The sequence below is a fragment of the Turicibacter sp. GALT-G1 genome (genome assembly GCF_025594995.1).
GTDB lineage: Bacteria > Bacillota_I > Bacilli_A > MOL361 > Turicibacteraceae > Turicibacter > Turicibacter bilis.
This window is the reverse complement of sequence record NZ_JAMQUS010000027.1, coordinates 25,217-45,488: the sequence shown is the minus strand read 5'-3', so window position 1 is coordinate 45,488 and position 20,272 is coordinate 25,217. Positions and strand designations below refer to the sequence as shown.

General features: G+C 33.7%; 17 protein-coding genes and 1 tRNA gene. All 18 read left to right on the top strand.

Going from position 1 to position 20,272, the window contains the following annotated elements; translation table 11 throughout:
• Nucleotides 1-420 precede the first annotated feature (420 nt).
• The 18 genes from NEH74_RS05600 (at nt 421) to rnr (ending at nt 20,249) form a co-directional block, all read left to right on the top strand.
• Entirely contained in the window at nt 421-1,458 is a 1,038-nt protein-coding gene (locus NEH74_RS05600) for a 3D domain-containing protein (protein WP_237252705.1), read from the top strand.
• A gap of 465 nt (nt 1,459-1,923) precedes the next feature.
• Nucleotides 1,924-2,463 carry a phage holin family protein gene (locus NEH74_RS05595; RefSeq protein ID WP_055241987.1) on the top strand — a complete coding sequence of 180 codons (540 nt, stop codon included), beginning with the start codon at nt 1,924-1,926 and terminating at the stop codon, nt 2,461-2,463.
• Nucleotides 2,464-2,553: 90 nt separating this feature from the next.
• The gene (gene hprK / locus NEH74_RS05590) at nt 2,554-3,492 is read left to right on the top strand and encodes an HPr(Ser) kinase/phosphatase (RefSeq protein ID WP_055241985.1); all 939 of its coding nucleotides are present in this window, start codon (nt 2,554-2,556) and stop codon (nt 3,490-3,492) included.
• 58 nt (nt 3,493-3,550) lie between these two features.
• Nucleotides 3,551-4,417 (top strand): prolipoprotein diacylglyceryl transferase, encoded by an 867-nt coding sequence (lgt, locus tag NEH74_RS05585; protein WP_055241983.1) that lies wholly within the window; start codon nt 3,551-3,553, stop codon nt 4,415-4,417.
• 47 nt (nt 4,418-4,464) lie between these two features.
• On the top strand, nt 4,465-5,112 hold the full coding sequence (gene ppaX, locus NEH74_RS05580; protein ID WP_055304828.1) for a pyrophosphatase PpaX: 648 nt from the start codon (nt 4,465-4,467) through the stop codon (nt 5,110-5,112).
• Between the two features lies 1 nt (nt 5,113).
• Nucleotides 5,114-6,043: a thioredoxin-disulfide reductase gene (trxB, locus tag NEH74_RS05575; RefSeq protein ID WP_055241979.1), complete on the top strand. Its 930-nt coding sequence runs from the start codon at nt 5,114-5,116 to the stop codon at nt 6,041-6,043.
• Nucleotides 6,044-6,200: 157 nt separating this feature from the next.
• The gene (locus NEH74_RS05570; RefSeq protein WP_055304830.1) at nt 6,201-7,028 is read left to right on the top strand and encodes a putative manganese transporter; all 828 of its coding nucleotides are present in this window, start codon (nt 6,201-6,203) and stop codon (nt 7,026-7,028) included.
• 174 nt (nt 7,029-7,202) lie between these two features.
• Nucleotides 7,203-7,676, top strand: a complete 474-nt coding sequence (locus NEH74_RS05565; protein ID WP_055241975.1) for an NUDIX domain-containing protein — start codon at nt 7,203-7,205, stop codon at nt 7,674-7,676.
• 31 nt (nt 7,677-7,707) lie between these two features.
• Nucleotides 7,708-8,577 (top strand): RNase adapter RapZ, encoded by an 870-nt coding sequence (gene rapZ / locus NEH74_RS05560; protein ID WP_055276016.1) that lies wholly within the window; start codon nt 7,708-7,710, stop codon nt 8,575-8,577.
• A gap of 11 nt (nt 8,578-8,588) precedes the next feature.
• Nucleotides 8,589-9,569 (top strand): uridine diphosphate-N-acetylglucosamine-binding protein YvcK, encoded by a 981-nt coding sequence (locus NEH74_RS05555; RefSeq protein ID WP_055304832.1) that lies wholly within the window; start codon nt 8,589-8,591, stop codon nt 9,567-9,569.
• A 4-nt stretch (nt 9,570-9,573) separates the two neighbouring features.
• Complete coding sequence (gene whiA / locus NEH74_RS05550; protein ID WP_055276020.1) at nt 9,574-10,533, top strand: DNA-binding protein WhiA; 960 nt, start codon at nt 9,574-9,576, stop codon at nt 10,531-10,533.
• 247 nt (nt 10,534-10,780) lie between these two features.
• Complete coding sequence (gene gpmI / locus NEH74_RS05545) at nt 10,781-12,322, top strand: 2,3-bisphosphoglycerate-independent phosphoglycerate mutase (RefSeq protein WP_055276022.1); 1,542 nt, start codon at nt 10,781-10,783, stop codon at nt 12,320-12,322.
• A 741-nt stretch (nt 12,323-13,063) separates the two neighbouring features.
• A tRNA-Thr gene (locus NEH74_RS05540) sits at nt 13,064-13,137 on the top strand.
• A 267-nt stretch (nt 13,138-13,404) separates the two neighbouring features.
• A complete protein-coding gene (gene eno, locus NEH74_RS05535) occupies nt 13,405-14,694 on the top strand; it encodes a phosphopyruvate hydratase (protein WP_006785196.1) in 1,290 nt (429 codons plus the stop codon).
• A gap of 338 nt (nt 14,695-15,032) precedes the next feature.
• Nucleotides 15,033-16,136, top strand: a complete 1,104-nt coding sequence (locus NEH74_RS05530) for an AI-2E family transporter (RefSeq protein WP_055304834.1) — start codon at nt 15,033-15,035, stop codon at nt 16,134-16,136.
• Between the two features lie 116 nt (nt 16,137-16,252).
• On the top strand, nt 16,253-17,224 hold the full coding sequence (locus NEH74_RS05525) for a sodium:calcium antiporter (protein ID WP_055304836.1): 972 nt from the start codon (nt 16,253-16,255) through the stop codon (nt 17,222-17,224).
• A gap of 52 nt (nt 17,225-17,276) precedes the next feature.
• A complete protein-coding gene (gene secG, locus NEH74_RS05520; RefSeq protein ID WP_055241961.1) occupies nt 17,277-17,507 on the top strand; it encodes a preprotein translocase subunit SecG in 231 nt (76 codons plus the stop codon).
• Nucleotides 17,508-17,906: 399 nt separating this feature from the next.
• Nucleotides 17,907-20,249, top strand: a complete 2,343-nt coding sequence (rnr, locus tag NEH74_RS05515; protein WP_055241959.1) for a ribonuclease R — start codon at nt 17,907-17,909, stop codon at nt 20,247-20,249.
• Nucleotides 20,250-20,272 lie beyond the last annotated feature (23 nt).

The window sequence follows — 20,272 nt, the reverse complement described above, 5'->3', positions numbered from 1 at the left end:
CTATAGTTATTCTGTACTCAGACTTTAATTATGACGGGATTGATATCAATCATTTATCAATGTATAAAAGCTTGAATATTTAATTATATCTTGAACAAGTAATCCATATAATTTGGGAGATTTTCATTGTATAAGGATATATGTTTTAATACCATAATATAGAGCTAATAGAAGGATCTAGTTTTTTCTTGATTTGACAAACTTGTTTAACAAAATAAGGGAAAATAGCGAAAAACGAACAAATTGTGTTTTTTTGCCTTAAAAATATGTTCTTTATGTATAAAAAATGTATTAAACTGAACTTTAGACTGGCTTGGCGGTTGACCTTCTTTTTGCCCACGTGCTATGATAAGCACGTCGTAAGCTCACTCTAGAAAGATTACTTGCTTGTTTATCGGACGTAAAGAAGGAGGTGAACTGTTGCTAAAAGGCTCACCCCCATATGAATGGTATGGTAGTTATTTTAGGCAACAGGCGCATGAGATGAAACGAGATCTAATTGCATTTATTATGTCATTATGCGTAATTGTAGTTGGAATCTACGCTGTCATGCAATCCAACTTGAAGGAAGTAAACATCAATGATAATGGAGAGCTGAATACATTCACCACATATCAGCAAACGGTGGATGGCTTGCTTAAAGAGCAAGGAATAAGAGTTGGAAATTTCGATGATATGAATGTAAGTTTTGACGATCAAGTCTACGATGGAATGGACATCGAGATTAATCGTGCACAATCCGTAGTTATTAATGATGGCGGAATCAAAACTTTAGTCATGACAACAGAATCAACAGTAGACGATGTATTAAAACAACGTAGTATTGAACTAAGTTCAAATGATGAGATTTCAGTCGCTAAAACTTCTTTAGTTGAAGGAGATATGGAGATTGAAATTACACGTGTAGAAAAAGCATACGAATCAGTGTTTGAAGAAATAAATTTAGATACAGAGTATGTTTACACAGACGACATTCCACAAGGGGAACAAGAAGTATGGAATGAAGGTTCGCCAAAAGTAGTCGAACACGTCATCGAAAAGGTTTATAAGAATGGAGAACAGGTCGAAGAAACTGAAGTAAAGGCGAATGTAGTTGACGAAGGTCAAACTAAAACGATTGCAATTGGAACGGGTCCAATTACATCTTTCGTTGCTAATATGACTGCATATGATACAAACTGTGCAGGATGTGGAACACGAGTTGCGTGTAAACCATACCCAGATATTAGCTCAACCATTTACTATAATGATAGTACATATGGTTCAGTTCGTATTGTTGCCGCTGGACAAGATTATCCATGTGGAACAATTGTAGATATTGATGGTATTGGTAAAGCGATTGTTTTAGATCGCGGAAGTGCCATTACTGGAAATGATTTAGATTTACTGGTCAACACAAATCCATGGGATTTTGGCCGAAAGTACAAACAAACTAAAGTCCTCAGATTGGGCTGGTAATCTTTCGTTTACGGAGCGTAGTAGCCGTTTAAATTTTATATGCTTATAGAGGGATGGACAGTTAGTGAAAGTTCTTACGACAATCAATAATTTAGGTCATTAGCTGAAGCTATAAAAGGTGAATACGTGTTTTCGTAAATATTCTGAAAAAGTCCGCTGACTTTAACGACGATCGGTTAAAGTTAGCGGGCTTTTTTATATATATAAGTCCAGATAAGTTTTTCAGATCATAAAAACTTTTATCTGGACTATAGGATGCTTTTGTATTAAAGTAATTCACTAACTAAGGCTAGTGTAGAATTATAAAATACATTTCTATTTCTATATAGTTACCAAAATATTGAGTGAATAATTCATATTAATGAAATCCTTAAATATGAATTCAATTTACAACAATTACTAAAAATGTTGTGATAGAGTTGACTTATGATACAATAGAGTTGGCTAGATTGAGGAGGGTGTAGCATGGATCAAAAGAAGGATCTAAATTCAAATCATGAAATAATTGATGAACAAGAAGTGATTGAAAATCTTTTAGATGGAAATGCTAAGCAAAGTAATAGTCAAAAACAAAAGGGTCCTGAAGATATAAAGCAACCCCAAGTTATTTATACAAAACAGGTTGGCTGTTTTGATATGAGGTCAATTGGCATTAATCTAATTGTTTATACATTAGTTTTAATGGTAACGAGTGGATGGTTTCAAGGGTTTTATATTGCTAGTTTTTGGGATGCCTTAAATACAGCGATAGTTATGACCGTTTTAAATATTATTTTAAAGCCGATTATTGTCATTTTAACTTTACCATTAACCATCATGACCTTTGGACTATTTTATGTTGTGGTGAATGGATTTTTACTCTGGGTTGCAGATTATTTAATGGGACCTTCATTTGAGATTAATTCTTTTGGGCTAGCTATTTTAGCTTCAGTCTTTATTTCATTGTTACGAATGGGAATTAATCACTATATTTTAAAGGAAGATTCTTTAAAAATTAATATCTAGTCACACATGAATTATCAACACATGTTATGATTAGACGGAATTCTCTAATAGTCATTAGACATGTAATCAAATTTTGGTGGTGAATAAGTTATGAATGTAGTAACAGTTCAGGATTTAGTACAAGAATTAAAATTAGAGGTTGTAACGGAAAATCTTTCGTTAGATCGTCCAATCACAGAACAAATGTTATCTCGTCCTGGGATGGAGTTAACAGGTGTTGTTGAGTACTTCCGAGATAGTGCTAAACGTCGTGTTCAAATTATTGGGACAAAGGAGTGGTTATATCTTCAATCACTAGAGAGTGAGGTTCGTCGTGAACGAGCTCGTGTATTGTTTACAGATGAAACGCCAGTTATTATCTTTTCTAAAAACTTTGAGATCCCGCAAGAGATGATTGAACTATCAGAACAAACGAAAGTTCCTTTATTACGAAGTGAGAAGGAAACAACAGTATTATTCACAGCAATCTCAAACTATTTAGAAGAAGCTTTATCTCCAATTGAATCAGTACATGGTGTATTAGTCGATGTAAATGGGATTGGGGTATTAATTACAGGAAAAAGTAGTATCGGGAAGAGTGAGACAGCTTTAGAATTAATTCATCGTGGACATCAATTAATTGCTGATGACCGTGTAGATATCTTTGAGAAAGAGCCAGGACTTGTTGTTGGACGAGCCCCAGAGTTATTACAACAATTCATCGAAGTACGTGGGATTGGGATTATTAATGTTGTAGAAATGTTTGGAGCTCGTGCTTACCGTCATAAAAAGCGTGTAACATTAATGATTGAATTAGAGGACTGGAATAACGAGAAAATCTATAATCGTATTGGATTATCAGATGAAACAACACGTCTGTTTAATACTGATATTACAAAGATTACAATTCCAGTACGCCCAGGACGTTCAATTGCTTCATTAATTGAAGTAGCAGCAATGAATCATCGCTTAAAAGTCATGGGGTATAACGCAGCAGAAGCATTTACAAATCAATTAAATCAATATATACAAACCAAGAGTAATAGTTAGTTCAGGTGAGGACATAGGAGCCTCACTTTTAAACTAATTAAAAATGGAGGAGATAGGTGTGGATCATTCAACGATTGAACCTTTAAATCGTGTGTTTTTACAACTAGGGCCAATAACAATTTACTGGTATGCCGTATTCATTATGTCCGGCGTAGCTTTAGGTCTTTTCTTAGCTATTAGAGAAGGAAAGAAAATGGGAATTAACTCAGAATTCTTTTATGATTTGGTTACTTACGGGTTACCTATTTCTATTATAGGAGCACGAATTTATTATGTTGCTTTTAGCTGGGATTACTATTCGTCACATCCAGAAGATATTATTAAGATTTGGCAAGGTGGAATTGCGATTCATGGAGCCATTATTGCAGCCTTTATCTTTGGATATTTCTTCTGTAAAAAACGTAAAGTTTCTTTTTGGCTAGTGGCAGATATTGCTTCAGTTAGCTTTATCATTGCACAAGCAATTGGTCGCTGGGGAAACTTTATGAATCAAGAGGCTCATGGGGGTGTTGTTCCTGGGGCTACCTTAGATGCTCAACGTGAATTTTTACAATCTTTGTTTATTCCAGATTTTATTGTAAATAATATGTATATTAATGAAGCCTATTATCATCCAACCTTCTTATATGAATCGTTATGGAATATGGTCGGATTCTTATTTATTGTCTTTGTTTTAAGAAAGTTACCGAAATTATTAGTGGGAGAAATTGCAGCTTTTTATGCGGTCTGGTATTCCATTGGACGATATATGGTTGAAGGGATGCGTACTGACAGCCTAATGTTAACAGAATCAATTCGTATGGCCCAATTTATTTCAATTACAACTATTGTATTAGTTCTGATTCTTGTCATATATAGACGCCTTGCCAAGAAGAACTTAATAACATATCAAAGTTTCTATGTGAAAAACAGTCATAAAGAGTAGAAAAATAAAATATGATAAGATAGAGATTAATAATCGAGGAGGAACAAATGCTAAAAGCTATTTTGTTTGATTTAGATGGAACGCTATTAAACACGAATAATCTTATTTTTAATTCTTTTTGCCAAGCGTTTGAAGAACTCCTTTCTGATCGCACATTGAGTGATGAAGAGATTATCGATTGTATTGGTCCAACGCTTCAACAGACAGGTGAAAAATATTGTCCGGAAAATCCGGAAAAGTTTGTTGAATGTTATCGTAAATATTATCAAAATAATCATGATGAGATGATTGAAGTCTTTCCAGGTGTTATTAAAATGCTAGAGAGTTTAAAAGGATTAGGATTAACATTAGTCATCGTCACCTCAAAGAAGCGTGATATGACGCTTAAAGGATTAAAATGCCTGAAGATGTTTGATTACTTTGATTTAATTGTTTCATCTGACGATATTCTTCATCCAAAACCACATCCTGAACCGATTGAAACAGTTTTAAAATATTATCATTTAAATCGAGATGAATGTTTGATGGTTGGCGATAATTCACATGATATTGAATGTGCGAACCACGCAGGAGTTAAAAGTGTTGCAGTTGGGTGGGCGATGCGAGGTGCAGATTATTTGAAAACCTATAATCCTACTTATATAATAAATGAAGCAAAAGACTTACTAAATGTTGTGAAAAAGGAAGGTGTTTAGAATGGAAAAGATTTATGATTTAGCGATTATCGGCGCTGGTCCTGCAGGAATGACAGCAGCTATTTATGCAGCTCGTGCTAGTTTATCTGTTGTGATGATTGAACGTGGAGCACCAGGTGGCCAAATGGTGAATACATTTGAGATTGAAAACTATACAGGATTTGAAAAAATTTCGGGTCCAGATTTATCGATGAAAATGTTTGAACATGCTCAAGCGGCAGGGGCAGAATATGCATATGGAAATGTAGAAAATGTTACAGTTGCTGAGGACGGAACAAAAATTATTGATTGTGGTGACCATACAGTTCGTGCGAAAACAATTATCGTTGCAACAGGAACAAAACATCGCTTATTAAATGTCCCAGGTGAAAGTGAGTTATCTGGACGTGGAATTTCTTGGTGTGCTGTCTGTGATGGAGCATTCTTCCGTGGGAAAAAAGTTGTTGTGATTGGTGGGGGAGATTCGGCTGTTGAAGAAGCTATTTATTTAGCTGGATTAGTAGAGAAGGTAACAGTTATCCACCGTCGTGATGAATTACGTGCTCAAAAAATCTTACAAGAGCGTGCTTTTGCTGATGATAAGATTGAATTTGTTTGGGATTCAGTTGTTGAGTCATTTGAAGAAACGAATGGGAAATTAGGAGCAGTAAAAGTTAAGAATGTTAAAACAGATGAAGTTTCTGATATTGAAGCAGAGGGTGCCTTCATTTATATTGGATTAGATCCAATTACAGATATGATTAAAGAATTAGAAGTAACAGATGAGGCTGGATATATCACAGTTGATCATGCAATGATGACGCCTGTTCCTGGAGTATTTGCAGCGGGAGATGTTATTAGTAAAGAACTTCGCCAAGTAGTAACTGCTGTTAATGACGGTGCAATTGCAGCTCAGTCTGCTTTCAAATATATTGAAACAAATCTTCGATAGTAATTAGAGATTATTAATAACTAACAAACACATCGCAAAATTAAATGTATCCTTTATATTAAGAAATTAATAAAAGTAATAAAAAGAAAACTTATAATCACTATTCATTTGATTACTAAGTTTTCTTTTTTATTTTTTGATAAAGAGGAGTGATAAAGTGGAATTTGTATTGGATGCATTCATCGATGCGCTAAAAATATGGCCGTTATTGGTTATAGTTTATGTTGTTTTTGAATTTATGGGAAATCAACGAACAACGTATTTAAAAAATCATCGTCTTGGTCCGGTACTTGGAGCTATTGGTGGATGTATTCCTCAATGTGGGGCTTCAGTAGCCGCTTCAAGTTTATATGCAGCTGGGAGCATTACGCTTGGAACGTTATTATCCGTTTTTATTTCAACTTCTGATGAGGCCATTCCGCTAATGTTAACGTATCGGGATCAAGGGGCGTTTATTATTTTATTGTTAGTGGTAAAGATTATTTATGCTATTTTGATTGGTAGCTTTGTGGATAAAGTTTTTGATGTCAAACCGAAGAGAAATACGTATAGCTTATTAAAGTGTTCAAAGGCATGTGATTGTCATGAATCTAATATAGTTATGAGTGCGATCCGTCGTTCATTAAAAGTAGTTGTCTTTTTATTTATTATGACTTGTTTGATGAATGTAGTTATTTGGGTTATTGGAGAGAATGTGCTTGAGCAGTGGTTGTTGAGAGCATATAAATGGCAACCTTTTATTTCAGCAGCTATTGGTTTAGTTCCTAATTGTGTTTCATCTATCTTGATTACGCAGCTTTACCTTGAAGGGATGATTAGTTTTGGAGCAGTTGTCGCGGGACTCTGTACAGGGGCAGGAGCAGGTTTATTAGTTTTATTTAAGGAAAATAGACCGATCTCGGAAAATTTAAAGATTGTTTGCGTGTTATACGTATTGAGTGTGGTTATTGGAGTGATATTAAATTGTTTAGTGATATTGAGTTAAAAGAATAATCATTGTATTAATTTTAACATATAATGTATAGTTGTTTTAGTATGATTATTTTTCTAATCACATGTAAATAGTACAGAGAAGTATACCATTCACTTGAGTCCACTATCATTTTTTCTATTTTCTTATTTATATGTTATAATATTCATAATGAAAGAGGGTGAAACGATGCGTGTAGCAAATAGTTTATTATTGAAAGATGATAAGATACTTCTTTTATTTAAACAAAGTCGACAAAAGTGGTTTTTACCAGGTGGAAAAGCTGAGTTTAGTGAAAATGTGCTTCAGACAGGTTGCCGTGAATTTTTTGAAGAGACAGGATTAAAGTTACAGAATGTGGAGCTAGGGGCTGTGACAACAGTTGTTGTTGAAGAAGAATCTAATCAAAAAGAATGGATGTTGTATACGATTAAAGGAACAGATGCAACTGGCGTGTTGAATAAGGTAAATCGTGAGGGAACGTTAGAGTGGCACGATATTGATAAAATTGATGAGTTACCGATGTTTGAAGGTGATCGTTTCATTATTAAGCATTTAATTAGTCATAATGGGCCGATGGTATCAACACAATTTTACACACCTTCGTATGATTTAATTAAAATTATATCAAGTTATGATGTTACGGTAGAAGCAGCGATTTAAATATTTTCAATAGAGGAAAGGGTATATCTAGATGAAAAAGATTAATTTATTAATTGTAACTGGAATGAGTGGCGCTGGAAAAAGTGTTGTATTAAATAGTCTAGAAGATGTTGGATATCATTGTATTGATAATTTTCCACCTAAATTGTTACCTAAGTTAACTGATTTGATTATGGGAACAAGTGAGCATGACGTTAATTTAGCTGTGGTTATTGATTTAAGATCATTAGATTTTGATTCCATTGATGAGATGTTATACTTTTTACAAGATAGTCATTTTGTTAATGTTCATGTTTTATATTTAGATGCTGATGATGCAACTTTAGTCAAGCGTTATAAAGAAACAAGACGCACACACCCATTATCACGTGATACAAATTTATTAGATGGTATTCATACTGAACGAGAATTATTAAAGCCGATCTTAGATATTTCAGATTTCAAGATTGATACAACAGGAGTAGCAGCTAAAGATTTAAAACAACAAATTATTACAAAGTATGGAAATATTGATAATGATTATTTCAGTGTGACTTTCATGTCATTTGGATTTAAACACGGAACACCAATTGACACGGATATTATGTTCGATGTTCGATTCTTACCGAATCCATTTTATATTGAATCAATGCGTCCACAAACAGGGTTAGATGAAAGTGTTTATGAATATGTTATGAGCTTTGAGGAAACAACGACGTTTTTAGCCAAGCTAATTGATTTGTTACAATTTTTAATTCCTAAGTATAAAGCTGAAGGGAAGTCGCAAGTGATTATTGGAATAGGATGTACAGGAGGACAACATCGTTCGGTAGCAATTGCGGAATATTTATCACATGCATTTGAAAATGATTATAAAACAAATGCAACACACCGCGATATTCACCGTGCGCATAAAAAGTAGGGGGAATAAGTATGGCAGAATATGATTTAAAAGTAGCGGTCATTGGTGGAGGAACCGGTTTATCAACTATTTTAAGAGGATTAAAAAGATACCCTATCGATATAACCGCAATTGTAACAGTAGCGGATGATGGAGGAAGTTCGGGTAGTTTAAGAACTGATTTTGATGTTCCCCCCCCAGGAGATATTCGAAATGTTTTAGTTGCTTTATCTGAAGTTGAACCGCTTGTACAAGAGTTATTTCAGTATCGTTTTACGGGAGAGACAGATTTAGCAGGGCATCCAACTGGAAACCTATTAATTGCAGCGATGACGAATATTACAGGAGATTTTGCTTCGGCTATTCAAAAATTAAGTGAGGTTTTAAAAGTTAGAGGGCGTGTGTTACCAGTATGTAACACTCCATTGTGCTTGTGTGCCGAGTATGATGATGGTACAATCATTCAAGGCGAATCGCTCATTCCTACAATCGAAAAAAAAATTAAACGCGTTTATTATACAAAAGAAGATGCAAGAGCTCTTGATGAGGCTGTGGAGGCTATTATGGAAGCCGATTTAGTCTTATTAGGACCAGGAAGTTTATATACGAGTATTATTCCAAACTTGTTACTAGTTGAAATTTCGGAAGCACTTGTAAAAACATCCGCAGAATGCGTGTATTGTTGTAATATCATGACTCAGCCTGGAGAAACGACAGGATATAGTGCATCTGATCATGTGCTTGCACTTCATGAGCATGCAGGACATGCATTTATTGATAAAATCATTGTGAATGATGAAGAAATTGATGATGAAACTTATGAGCGTTATTGTGATCAACATTCTGATGTCGTTTTAATAGATGAAAAAAAATTACATAAAATGAATATTGAAGTTATTAAAAGTCGTTTAGTTTCTTACAATAATGTAGGTGAAGTTCGTCATAATACGAAAAAAGTAGCAGCGACTATCTTTTCGTTATTATTAGATATAGAGGAAAAAAGGGAGGGGTGATACAATGTCATTCGCTTCTGAAACGAAAAAAGAATTAGTTCAAATCCAGTCAGACGATTGTTGTGCGAAAGCAGAATTATCAGCCCTTATTCGAATGAATGGAGTTATTTCATTATCAAATAAAGGTTTAGTTCTTGATTTCGCAACAGAAAATGCAGCTATTGCACGTCGAACGTTACAATTAATTAAGCAATTATTTGATACTGAGGTTGACTTATTATCGAGAAAGAAGATGCAACTTAAGAAGAATAATGTTTATATTATTCGCATTAAGAAAAATGCTCGTGACATTGCAACTGAATTAGGAATTATGTCTGATACGGGATTTGTTTTAGGCATTGCTAAAAATTTAATTGAGTATGATTGTTGTAAGCGAGCGTATATGCGTGGAGCTTTTTTAGCAGGTGGTTCTGTTAATAATCCTGAAACGTCTTCATACCATTTTGAAATTTTTACACTAGATGAAGAGCATGCAGAGGATTTGAAAGACTTGTTAAATGTGTTTGATTTGAATGCGCGTGTGTTGCAACGTAAAAAAGGATACATCACTTATATTAAAGAAGCAGAAAAAATTAGTGATTTCTTACGTGCAATTGAAGCGTATAATGCAGTGTTAAACTTTGAAGATGTTCGAATTTTTAGAGATATTCGTAATTCAGAGAATCGTCTCAATAATTGTGAAATTGCGAATGAAACTAAAACCATTGCAGCTGCTCAGCGTCAAATTGATAATATTGAACTAATTGACCTTGTTTATGGAATAAATTCGTTACCAGAACGTTTGCAGTATGTCGCCAATTTGCGATTAGAGTTTCCTGAGGAAAACTTAAGTTATTTGAGTGAAATTGCTACGGAACGCGGGATGAAGTTGACTAAGTCAGGGATCAATCACCGTATGCGTAAATTATCAGAAATGGCTGAGGAAATTCGTGAAAATCAACAAAAACGTTCAGAAGAAAATTAAAACTAAAGCGAGATGATTCTTATTAATCGTTTCAACTTAGAAACAGAAGATTAAGCCTTATTTGTAATATTTAATTATGGATAAGGTTTTTATTATATACAATGATAACTGCATATAATAATATAATTCGCTCATACTAAAGATGATTTTGCACAAAAATAACAACCGCTTACATTAGTGATAATCTTGTACTTGTGAATTAAAGTTTAGTATACTATAAATTAGATAAGATGAAGGAGGTAACATTATGACTAAAAAACCTGTAGCATTAATTATTTTAGACGGTTTTGGTTTACGCGATGAAACAGCTGGAAATGCAGTTAAAGCAGCTAAAATGCCAAACTTAGATCGTTTATTCAATACATACCCTCATAATACATTAGAGGCGTCTGGATTAGGTGTTGGATTACCAGAAGGACAAATGGGTAACTCAGAAGTAGGTCACTTAAACTTAGGTGCTGGACGTATTGTTTATCAATCATTAACTCGCATTAACTTAGCAGTTAAAAACGGTGAGTTAAAGAATGATCCAGTTATCGCTGAAGGATGCAAGCATGCATTAGAAAATGATAAAAAAGTTCACGTGATGGGATTATTATCTCCAGGTGGAATTCATTCTCACAATGAACATATCTATGCATTAGTTGAAGCTGCAAAAGCTCAAGGTGCAAAAGAAGTTTATGTACATGCATTCTTAGATGGGCGTGACACTGCTCCAAAATCAGCTTTAGAATACGTAGAAGCTTTAGAAGCTAAATTAGCTGAAATCGGAATTGGAAAAGTAGCAACTGTTTCAGGACGTTACTATTCAATGGACCGCGATAAAAACTATGATCGTACTCAATTAGCTTACGATGCAATGACTCAAGGAACAGGTGAAAAATTCGAATCAGCTAAAGCTGGTGTGGAAGCTTCTTACAAAAACGATATCTTAGATGAATTCGTTGTTCCATTCGTTGTTGATGCAAATGGATTAATTCAAGATGGAGATACAGTAATCTTCGCTAACTTCCGTCCTGACCGTGCACAACAAATCGCAATCGCTTTATCAAATCCAGAAAACGTAGCGAACTATGCTAAAGAAGGTAAGCCAGCATTAGATCCATCTAAAGGACCTAAAGATGTTTACTTCATCTCAATGATGTCTTATGGAGATGCTGTTAAAGGACCAGTTGTCTTCGGATTACAAGATTTAGCTAACACTTACGGAGAAGTTATCTCAGCAAACGGATTAAAACAATTACGTATCGCTGAAACTGAAAAATACGCTCACGTAACATTCTTCTTCGACGGTGGAGTAGATAAAGAAATCGAAGGAGCAACTCGTGTATTAATTAACTCGCCAAAAGTTGCAACTTATGATTTAAAACCTGAAATGTCAGCTTACGAAGTAGCAGACGCTTGTGTTGCTGAAATCAACAAAGATATTCATGATACAATCATTTTAAACTTTGCTAACCCAGACATGGTTGGACACACTGGAGTATTCGATGCAACAGTTAAAGCATTAGAAGCTGTAGATGAGTGTTTAGGTAAAGTAGTAGATGCAATCATCGCTAAAGGTGGAGTTGCAATCATCACTGCTGACCATGGAAACGCTGAAAAATTAGAAGATGAAAATGGTGGAGCTTACACAGCTCATACATCTAATCCTGTTCCAGTAATCGTAACTAAAGAAGGAATCGAATTACGCGACGGTGGAAACTTAGGAGATTTAGCTCCTACAATGTTACAGTTATTAGGTGTAGAACAACCAGTTGAAATGACAGGAAAATCAATTATTAAATAATTGATTTAATAAGTTATAAAAGGACGTTGCTAATGAGCAGCGTCCTTTTTAATTTATCCTGTGTTTTAGACAAATGTTGATATTTAAAAACATTGATATTAACTACTGTATCTTGTAGTTATCGAACAATGATCTAAGTAAATTAGTATGTTTTAAAGAAATATCAACACTCTTTTAAAACAGAACCTTAATTTGTAATTTTTTTAAAAATAAGGCCTTTTATTGTTAGTATATATTTATCACTCATCTGAGTTATTATAGTGATTAATCATTTTCATTTTTTAATTTGGAAAGGGGATAAAGCTCTTTAAAGATTTATAAGACTTCATCCGTAACCAATCTCTTTATAAAAAAGTTCTTCTTTACGAACCTCTCCATCAAACTAATCGTAGAGGACTTCTAAATCGTTTAAGTCTTTATAAGTAATAATATTAGCGTCGAGTTGAATCGTATCTGCAGTTGATTACCTTCATAATCAAATAAAGACTAGGTGTTAAAGACATTATACATCGTTTATAGGAGTTAAATAAGAGCCTTCCTTAATTTATTAGCTATTTTTCCTAATAAGAAAAATGTTTTTACCGATGAGATATCTAATTTAATAAGTTGTTTCTTTCATTATGCTAGCACTTTAAATGATTTAATCTTAATCTTTTGATTTAAGAGAGCCAGTTATTTTAAGTTAAAGTAGTATTTTTATTTTAAAAATAGGTAAAATGTGTTAAAATGTAATTGTAAAAAGCCAAGTTAGTTTAGTGGTAAAATAACGCAATGGTAATGCGTCGTCGCGAGTTCGATTCTCGCACTCGTCACCATTTTAGAATAATTGAGTCCAGCGTATGCTGGATTTTTTTATTTTTTTAATTTGAAGCATAAAAGTTGCTTATTTAGTTCATATTATTCACGGCATATAAATAAAACATTCGTTTTCATAATCACTGATGTGAACGTTATTTGGAATAGATTAGATTGGTTTAATTTATAAAAAAATAGCGTTTACAAATTAAAAATGTCTTTAATATGCAAAAAAATGTATTATAATAAGAAGTGTGAAAATTTTAGAAAAGAAGGAGATGTCATACATGCCTTATATTGTTGATGTATATGCTCGCGAAGTATTAGATTCTCGCGGAAATCCTACTGTTGAAGTAGAAGTAACAACTGAAAGTGGATCATTCGGACGTGCTTTAGTACCATCTGGAGCTTCTACAGGAATCTACGAAGCAGTTGAATTACGTGATGGAGATAAATCTCGTTACTTAGGAAAAGGTGTTTTAAACGCTGTTAAAAACGTTAACGACATCATCGCTCCTGAATTAGTTGGTATGGATGTTACTGACCAATGTGGAATCGACCGTTTAATGATCGCATTAGATGGAACTAAAAACAAAGGAAAATTAGGAGCTAACGCAATCTTAGGTGTATCTATGGCTGTTGCTCATGCTGCTGCTGATTTCGTTGGATTACCATTATACCGTTACTTAGGTGGATTCAACTCTAAAGAATTACCAACTCCAATGATGAACATCATCAACGGTGGAGAGCACGCTGACAACAACATCGACTTCCAAGAGTTCATGATCATGCCAGTTGGAGCTCCAACATTCAAAGAAGCTATCCGTATGGGAGCTGAAGTATTCCATGCATTAAAATCAGTATTACACGGTATGGGATTAAACACTGCAGTTGGTGATGAGGGTGGATTCGCTCCAAACTTAGAATCAAATGAAGCTGCTATCAAAGTTATCTTAGAAGCTATCGAAAAAGCTGGATATGTTCCAGGTAAAGACGTTATGATCGCTATGGACGTTGCTTCTTCTGAGTTCTACAAAGATGGAAAATACGTTTTAGCTGGTGAAGGTGGAAAAGTATTCACATCTGAAGAATTATGTGACTTCTACGCTGAATTATGCGAAAAATATCCAATCATCTCAATCGAAGACGGTTTAGACCAAGACGACTGGGCTGGATGGGATTACTTAACTAAGAAAATCGGAGATAAAGTGCAATTAGTTGGAGACGATTTCTTCGTAACTAACACTGAGCGTTTAGCTGAAGGTATCGAGAAAAACGTTGCAAACTCTATCTTAATCAAAGTTAACCAAATCGGTACATTAACTGAAACTTTCGAAGCTATTGAAATGGCTAAGAAAGCTGGATACACTGCAGTTGTATCTCACCGTTCTGGAGAAACTGAAGATGCTACAATCGCTGACATCGCAGTTGCTACAAACGCTGGACAAATTAAAACAGGTTCTATGTCTCGTACAGACCGTATTGCAAAATACAACCAATTATTACGTATCGAAGACGAATTAGGACAACAAGCTGTTTACAACGGAGTTAAATCATTCTACAACTTAAAAAAATAATTTAATTATTTTTTAAGAGAATGACTCTATCAAAACCTCTCTTCCTCCGACGAAGAGAGGTTTTTTTATGTATAAAAGTATCTTATTGTCTTAGATAATAGGTAATTATTTTTGGAAAGTATAAAAAATTGACTGCTATTATTATCGATCTGTATGATGGATGTCTTAGTACCGGAGTTTTTGATAGCTAAGGTTAATCCTAGAAATGCGACATAGATTTCACCTCATAGATATATATGAAGTTCTATCTTAAAATATATTCTTATTTTTTATCCAAAATAATACAATTATATTTAGAGTATGATAAACTAGTCATAGTTAAAACAAGGGGGAGTCTGATGAAACCATCACATGAATCTTTAAATTATAAATGGATTAATTATTTAATTATTTTGATTGGTGTACTAGTCGTTATCCATATTATTAAATTAATTTTCCCAATTCTTAAACCTGTTTTTTCAATGTTGAATATGATTATTTGCCCATTTTTAATTGTAATTTGTTTTGCCTATCTATTAAATCCACTCGTTGATTTCTTTTGCCGGTTAAAAATTAAACGTTCTTATTCGATCTTGATTACATTTATTTCAATTATTGGTGCAATTATCTATGCTATTTTTAGTCTCATTCCTTATTTAGTGGTTAACACTCAAGAGGTGATGAATCGAATTCCAGCATTAATGGAAAAGGTTCAGACATTACTTGATACGTGGCAATTTGATTATATGAATCTTTATGAGTACGATTTTAGCAAACTCTTTTCTCAAAACTCTCAATTATTTGAAATTTTTTCTAAGGTCTTAAATCAGATGGGGAATTGGATATCTTCATTTAGTAGTAGTTTTACCTTAGTACTAGGAATGATTTTTTTAGTTCCAGTTGTTTTATATTATATTTTAAAGAATTTTTATGAGATTCGAGATCAGATTAAGATTTTTTTAATTAAGCAGAAATGGAATAAAGTTTTTGAAGTATTAAAAGAATCAGAAGAAGTAGTTAAAGGCTATGTTTCTGGGACATTGTTAGTTTCATTAGCCTTATCAATCATTGCTTCGATTTATTTTTCAATTATAGGATTAGATAATGCCATCGTATTTGGAACATTAATCGGTTTTTTGAATATTATCCCTTATGTCGGTCAAATTATTGGAACGATTCCAGCTGCTATCTTTGGATTAATGGTTTCAGTTTGGACACCTGTTTATGTTGTTCTTGGAGTGATGGCCTTGAATTTTATTGAAGGGAATTTTATTAAACCCTTTGTCTTTTCAAAATCTATTGATTTCCATCCAATTATCTTATTAACACTTATTATTATTGGAGGACAAATTTTTGGAGTCGTTGGAATGATTTTTATTATCCCGATTGCAGGGATTTTAAAGATTGTTTGTCGTTATTCATTTGAAGCGTTAAAGGAATGGAAGCAAAAAGTTCGCGTATAGCGAACTTTTTTTGTCGAGTATTTAGAATAAATGAGAAGGCTACATATCGTCAGAATCCTTATCATACAGTTTAAAGACATTAAAAGGATTATAGTTGTAGTAGGGGGATCTGTTATATGGGAGTATTATTATTACAATACTTAGTTTTATCAATCATAGTTGTTGTATCATCCATTCGCATCTCATCCTGTGTGGATGAGTTGGATAAACAAACAAAAATGGGTGGGGCGTTAATAGGTGGAATTTTATTAGCAGGGGTGACATCGCTTCCTGAGTTAATTACTAGTATTTCCTCCACAACGATGTTAAATAATCCCGATTTAGCATTTGGTAATATTTTAGGAAGTAATACATTTAATATTTTTATCTTAGCAGTTGGGAATTTGTTTTTTATAAAAGCTATGCTATTTAATCATACTGGAAAATCGAATACAAAAACAAATATTATTAGTACGGTTATTTACCTCATTATTTTATTTAGTTTTTATAGTTTGACGATGGGGCGCATTGGTCATGTAGGTATTTCATCCATCTTTATCGGTATCTTATATTATATTAATTTAAGATTAATCTCAGATGAAGAAGACGCCAATAGTAGCTGTGATCAATCATGTTGTTCTTTACCTCTATTGATTTTTCAATTTATTTTTTGGGCTATCGTTCTTGTATTTTCGAGTCTGTTCATTTCTATTACAACAGATAAAATTGCTCAATCAACGGGAATTGGATCCTCGTTTATTGGAGCGATGTTCTTAGGAGTTGCAACATCCTTGCCGGAAATGACAAGCTTGATTAGTCTAATTCGTTTAAAGAATTATGATTTAGCAGTTGGGAATATTGTAGGAAGTAATTTATTTAATTTCGCCATTATTGCTTTGACTGATTTATTCTATTTATCGGGGAGTATTTTTGAAATTGCGGATACTTCTAATACATTACTTGTGATTGTTGGATTAAGTGAGTCGATTATTTTAACTTATATGCTGGTCAGAAAAGAAGTTAAGAATTTAATTTTATACGCTTTACCTTCTTTAATGATTGTTGGAATATATTTCTATTATATTGTCGCATCCTTAAATAATGGTTGAAATTGTATGTAGGATATGGTACAGTTTTGTTATAGTCTAAGGAGGGTTTAGGATGTTTCAATACGGTGTTGTAGATGTTTTATTTATGATTGTCTCTGTAATCCTAATTATTTTAGTAGCCTTACAAAGTTCTAAACAAGGGTTAAGTGATTCTCTTTCTGGTGGCAATAGTGAATTGTTTAAAAATCAAAAAGAACGTGGAGCAGAAGCCTATATTGTTCGTGCGACATATATCTGTTCAGTGATTTTCTTAATCTTAGGATTAATTATTTTTATGAAGTAATAGATGACTCATATTCAATTAGAATATGAGTTTTTTTATTTTTAGTCTATTTTTAATAAAGGTTATGTAGGGTCTAAGAGATATAAAAGGTATATTTGAGGAGCGTTTAAATGATGATCATTCAGCCGTTCTTTATTGTTTTGATTTAATATTTCTATGATCTTAGCCTACATTTAATTCCCTATATCAGAATGATTTTAAGTAATGAGATTAGTCACTTTTCGTAAATATTGGTTATTTTTATCATATAGAGATGATAATAGTGATATAAAATAAGCACATTTGTATAAACTAGTGATAGATAAGTAAGATGATGTACTTTATCTTATTGTAGTAAAAAATGGTTAAATGTTTGTTTAGTTATGATAGAATAGAAGTTATGAGTTGGAGGTGTGCTACTTGCGCAATACAGTATTAGAATTATTAGGGTCAAGCCAGTATGAGGCGATGACGATTGATGAATTAGTAGAATATTTACAAATTGAAGGAACAGATGCGTTTAAGCAATTTGTTAAATTAATGGTTGCCCTTGAAGATGAAGGGATTGTTGTTCGTTCTAAAAATGATCGCTATGATTTGGCGCGTGATTTAGGATATTATAAAGGAATTATTTCCATTCATCCAAAAGGTTTTGGATTTGTTGAAATTGATGACATGGATGATGTATATGTTCGTAGTGAAGATTTAAATGGTGCTTTACATAAAGATACAGTTTTAGTTAAAATCTTACCTTCTTCTAAAGGAGATAGTCTAGAAGGTGAAATCGCTCAAGTTCTCGAACGTGGAATGAAAGATTTCATTGGGACGTATTATGAAATCAAGCAGGTCGGTTATGTTAAACCAGATAATTCACGTTATCATGCAGTGGTAGCCATTCCAAAGAATAAAACGAAAGGCGCAGTAAAGGATCATAAAGTTCGTGTTCGCATTGTGGATTATTTAGAAAACAATGTTGTTAAAGCGGAAGTTACTGAGATTTTAGGTCATAAAAATGATCCAGGAATTGATATTTTATCAGTTGTATATAAGTATGATATCGTGCCTGAATTTAGTCCGGAAGCATTACAACAAGCAGCTGAAATTCCAAATGAACCAGACCCAGAAAGTTATAAAGGGCGTCGTGATTTACGTGGTGAAACCATTGTAACAATTGATGGTGATGATGCTAAAGACTTAGATGATGCTGTTCATGTTCGTATGCTTGATAATGGAAACTATTTATTAGGGGTATCGATTGCTGACGTTTCTTATTACGTCACAGAAGGATCACCATTAGATCGAGAAGCCTTCTTCCGTGGAACGAGTGTTTATTTAGTTGATCGTGTAATTCCAATGATTCCTCACCGTTTATCAAATGGGATTTGTTCACTAAATCCACAAGTGGATCGTTTGACAATTACATGTGAAATGGAGATTTCACCAAAAGGTGAAGTGGTAAGTCATGAAATCTTCCCATCAATTATTAAAACAACGGAGCGTATGACGTATAATCATGTGAATCGTATTTTAATTGATGAAGATCCAGAATTATGTGAACGTTATGCTACATTAGTTCCAACGTTTAAATTAATGTATGATCTTTCAAAAATATTACGCGAAAAACGTCATGACCGCGGATCAATTGACTTTGATTTAGAAGAGTCAAAAATTCTTGTCGATGAGTATGGATTCCCAATTGATGTGGTATTACGCCAACGTGAAATTGCAGAACGTATTATAGAGGACTTTATGTTAGCAGCAAATGAAACAGTGGCTGAACATTTCCACTGGATGGACGTCCCTTTTATTTATCGTATCCATGAGCATCCAAAACCAGAGAAGCTAGAACGTTTCTACAAATTAGCTCGCGCTTTAGGTTATGAAATTAAAGGAACAAAAGATCATGTTCATCCTAAAGCACTTCAAATGATTACAGAAGCTGTTCATGGAAAACCAGAACATGCCGCGATTAATACCATGATGCTACGTTCTTTACAAAAAGCTCGCTATAGTGAAGAAAGTTTAGGACACTTTGGATTGGCAGCGGAGTTTTATACTCACTTTACATCACCTATTCGACGTTATCCAGACTTAATTGTTCACCGTTTAATCCGTCGCTATTTATTTGATCAAGATTTATCAAAAGAAACATTAGATTATTACACTGCAATCATGCCAGAGATTGGTGAACAAACCTCAAAACGTGAACGTGATGCTATCGACGCAGAGCGTGAAGTAGAAGATATGAAAAAAGCAGAATATATGACTCAATTTATTGACGAAGAGTTTGAAGGTGTTGTTTCATCGGTAACGAAATGGGGAATGTACGTTGAATTACCGAATACGATTGAAGGGCTTGTTCATGTGAATGATTTAACTGATGACTACTATGAATTTGATGAGGATAACTTAGCATTAATTGGACGCCGTACAAAGGCCATTTATAAAATAGGTGATATTGTTAAAGTTGTCGTTGCAGCAGCAAGCAAAGAGGAGCGTACGATTGATTTCCAATTAGTTGGAATGAGTAAAAGTCGTCAAAGACGTGGATTCAAACGTATTGATACGCGTGGAACGTCATCTTCAAGAAATAATCGCTCTAAAGAGCGTTCGAAAGATAGAAAAGGGAATACAAAAGATTATCGTCCAGTGCGTTCTCGTAAATCATCGAAGCCATCGGACAGTACGTTTAAGAATCCTAAACCAAAACGTAAAAAATCAAAAGGATCTAAGCCAGTAGGGCAAGGGAAAAATAAAAAATAGTTTAAATGCTGAAAGGGAGCAAG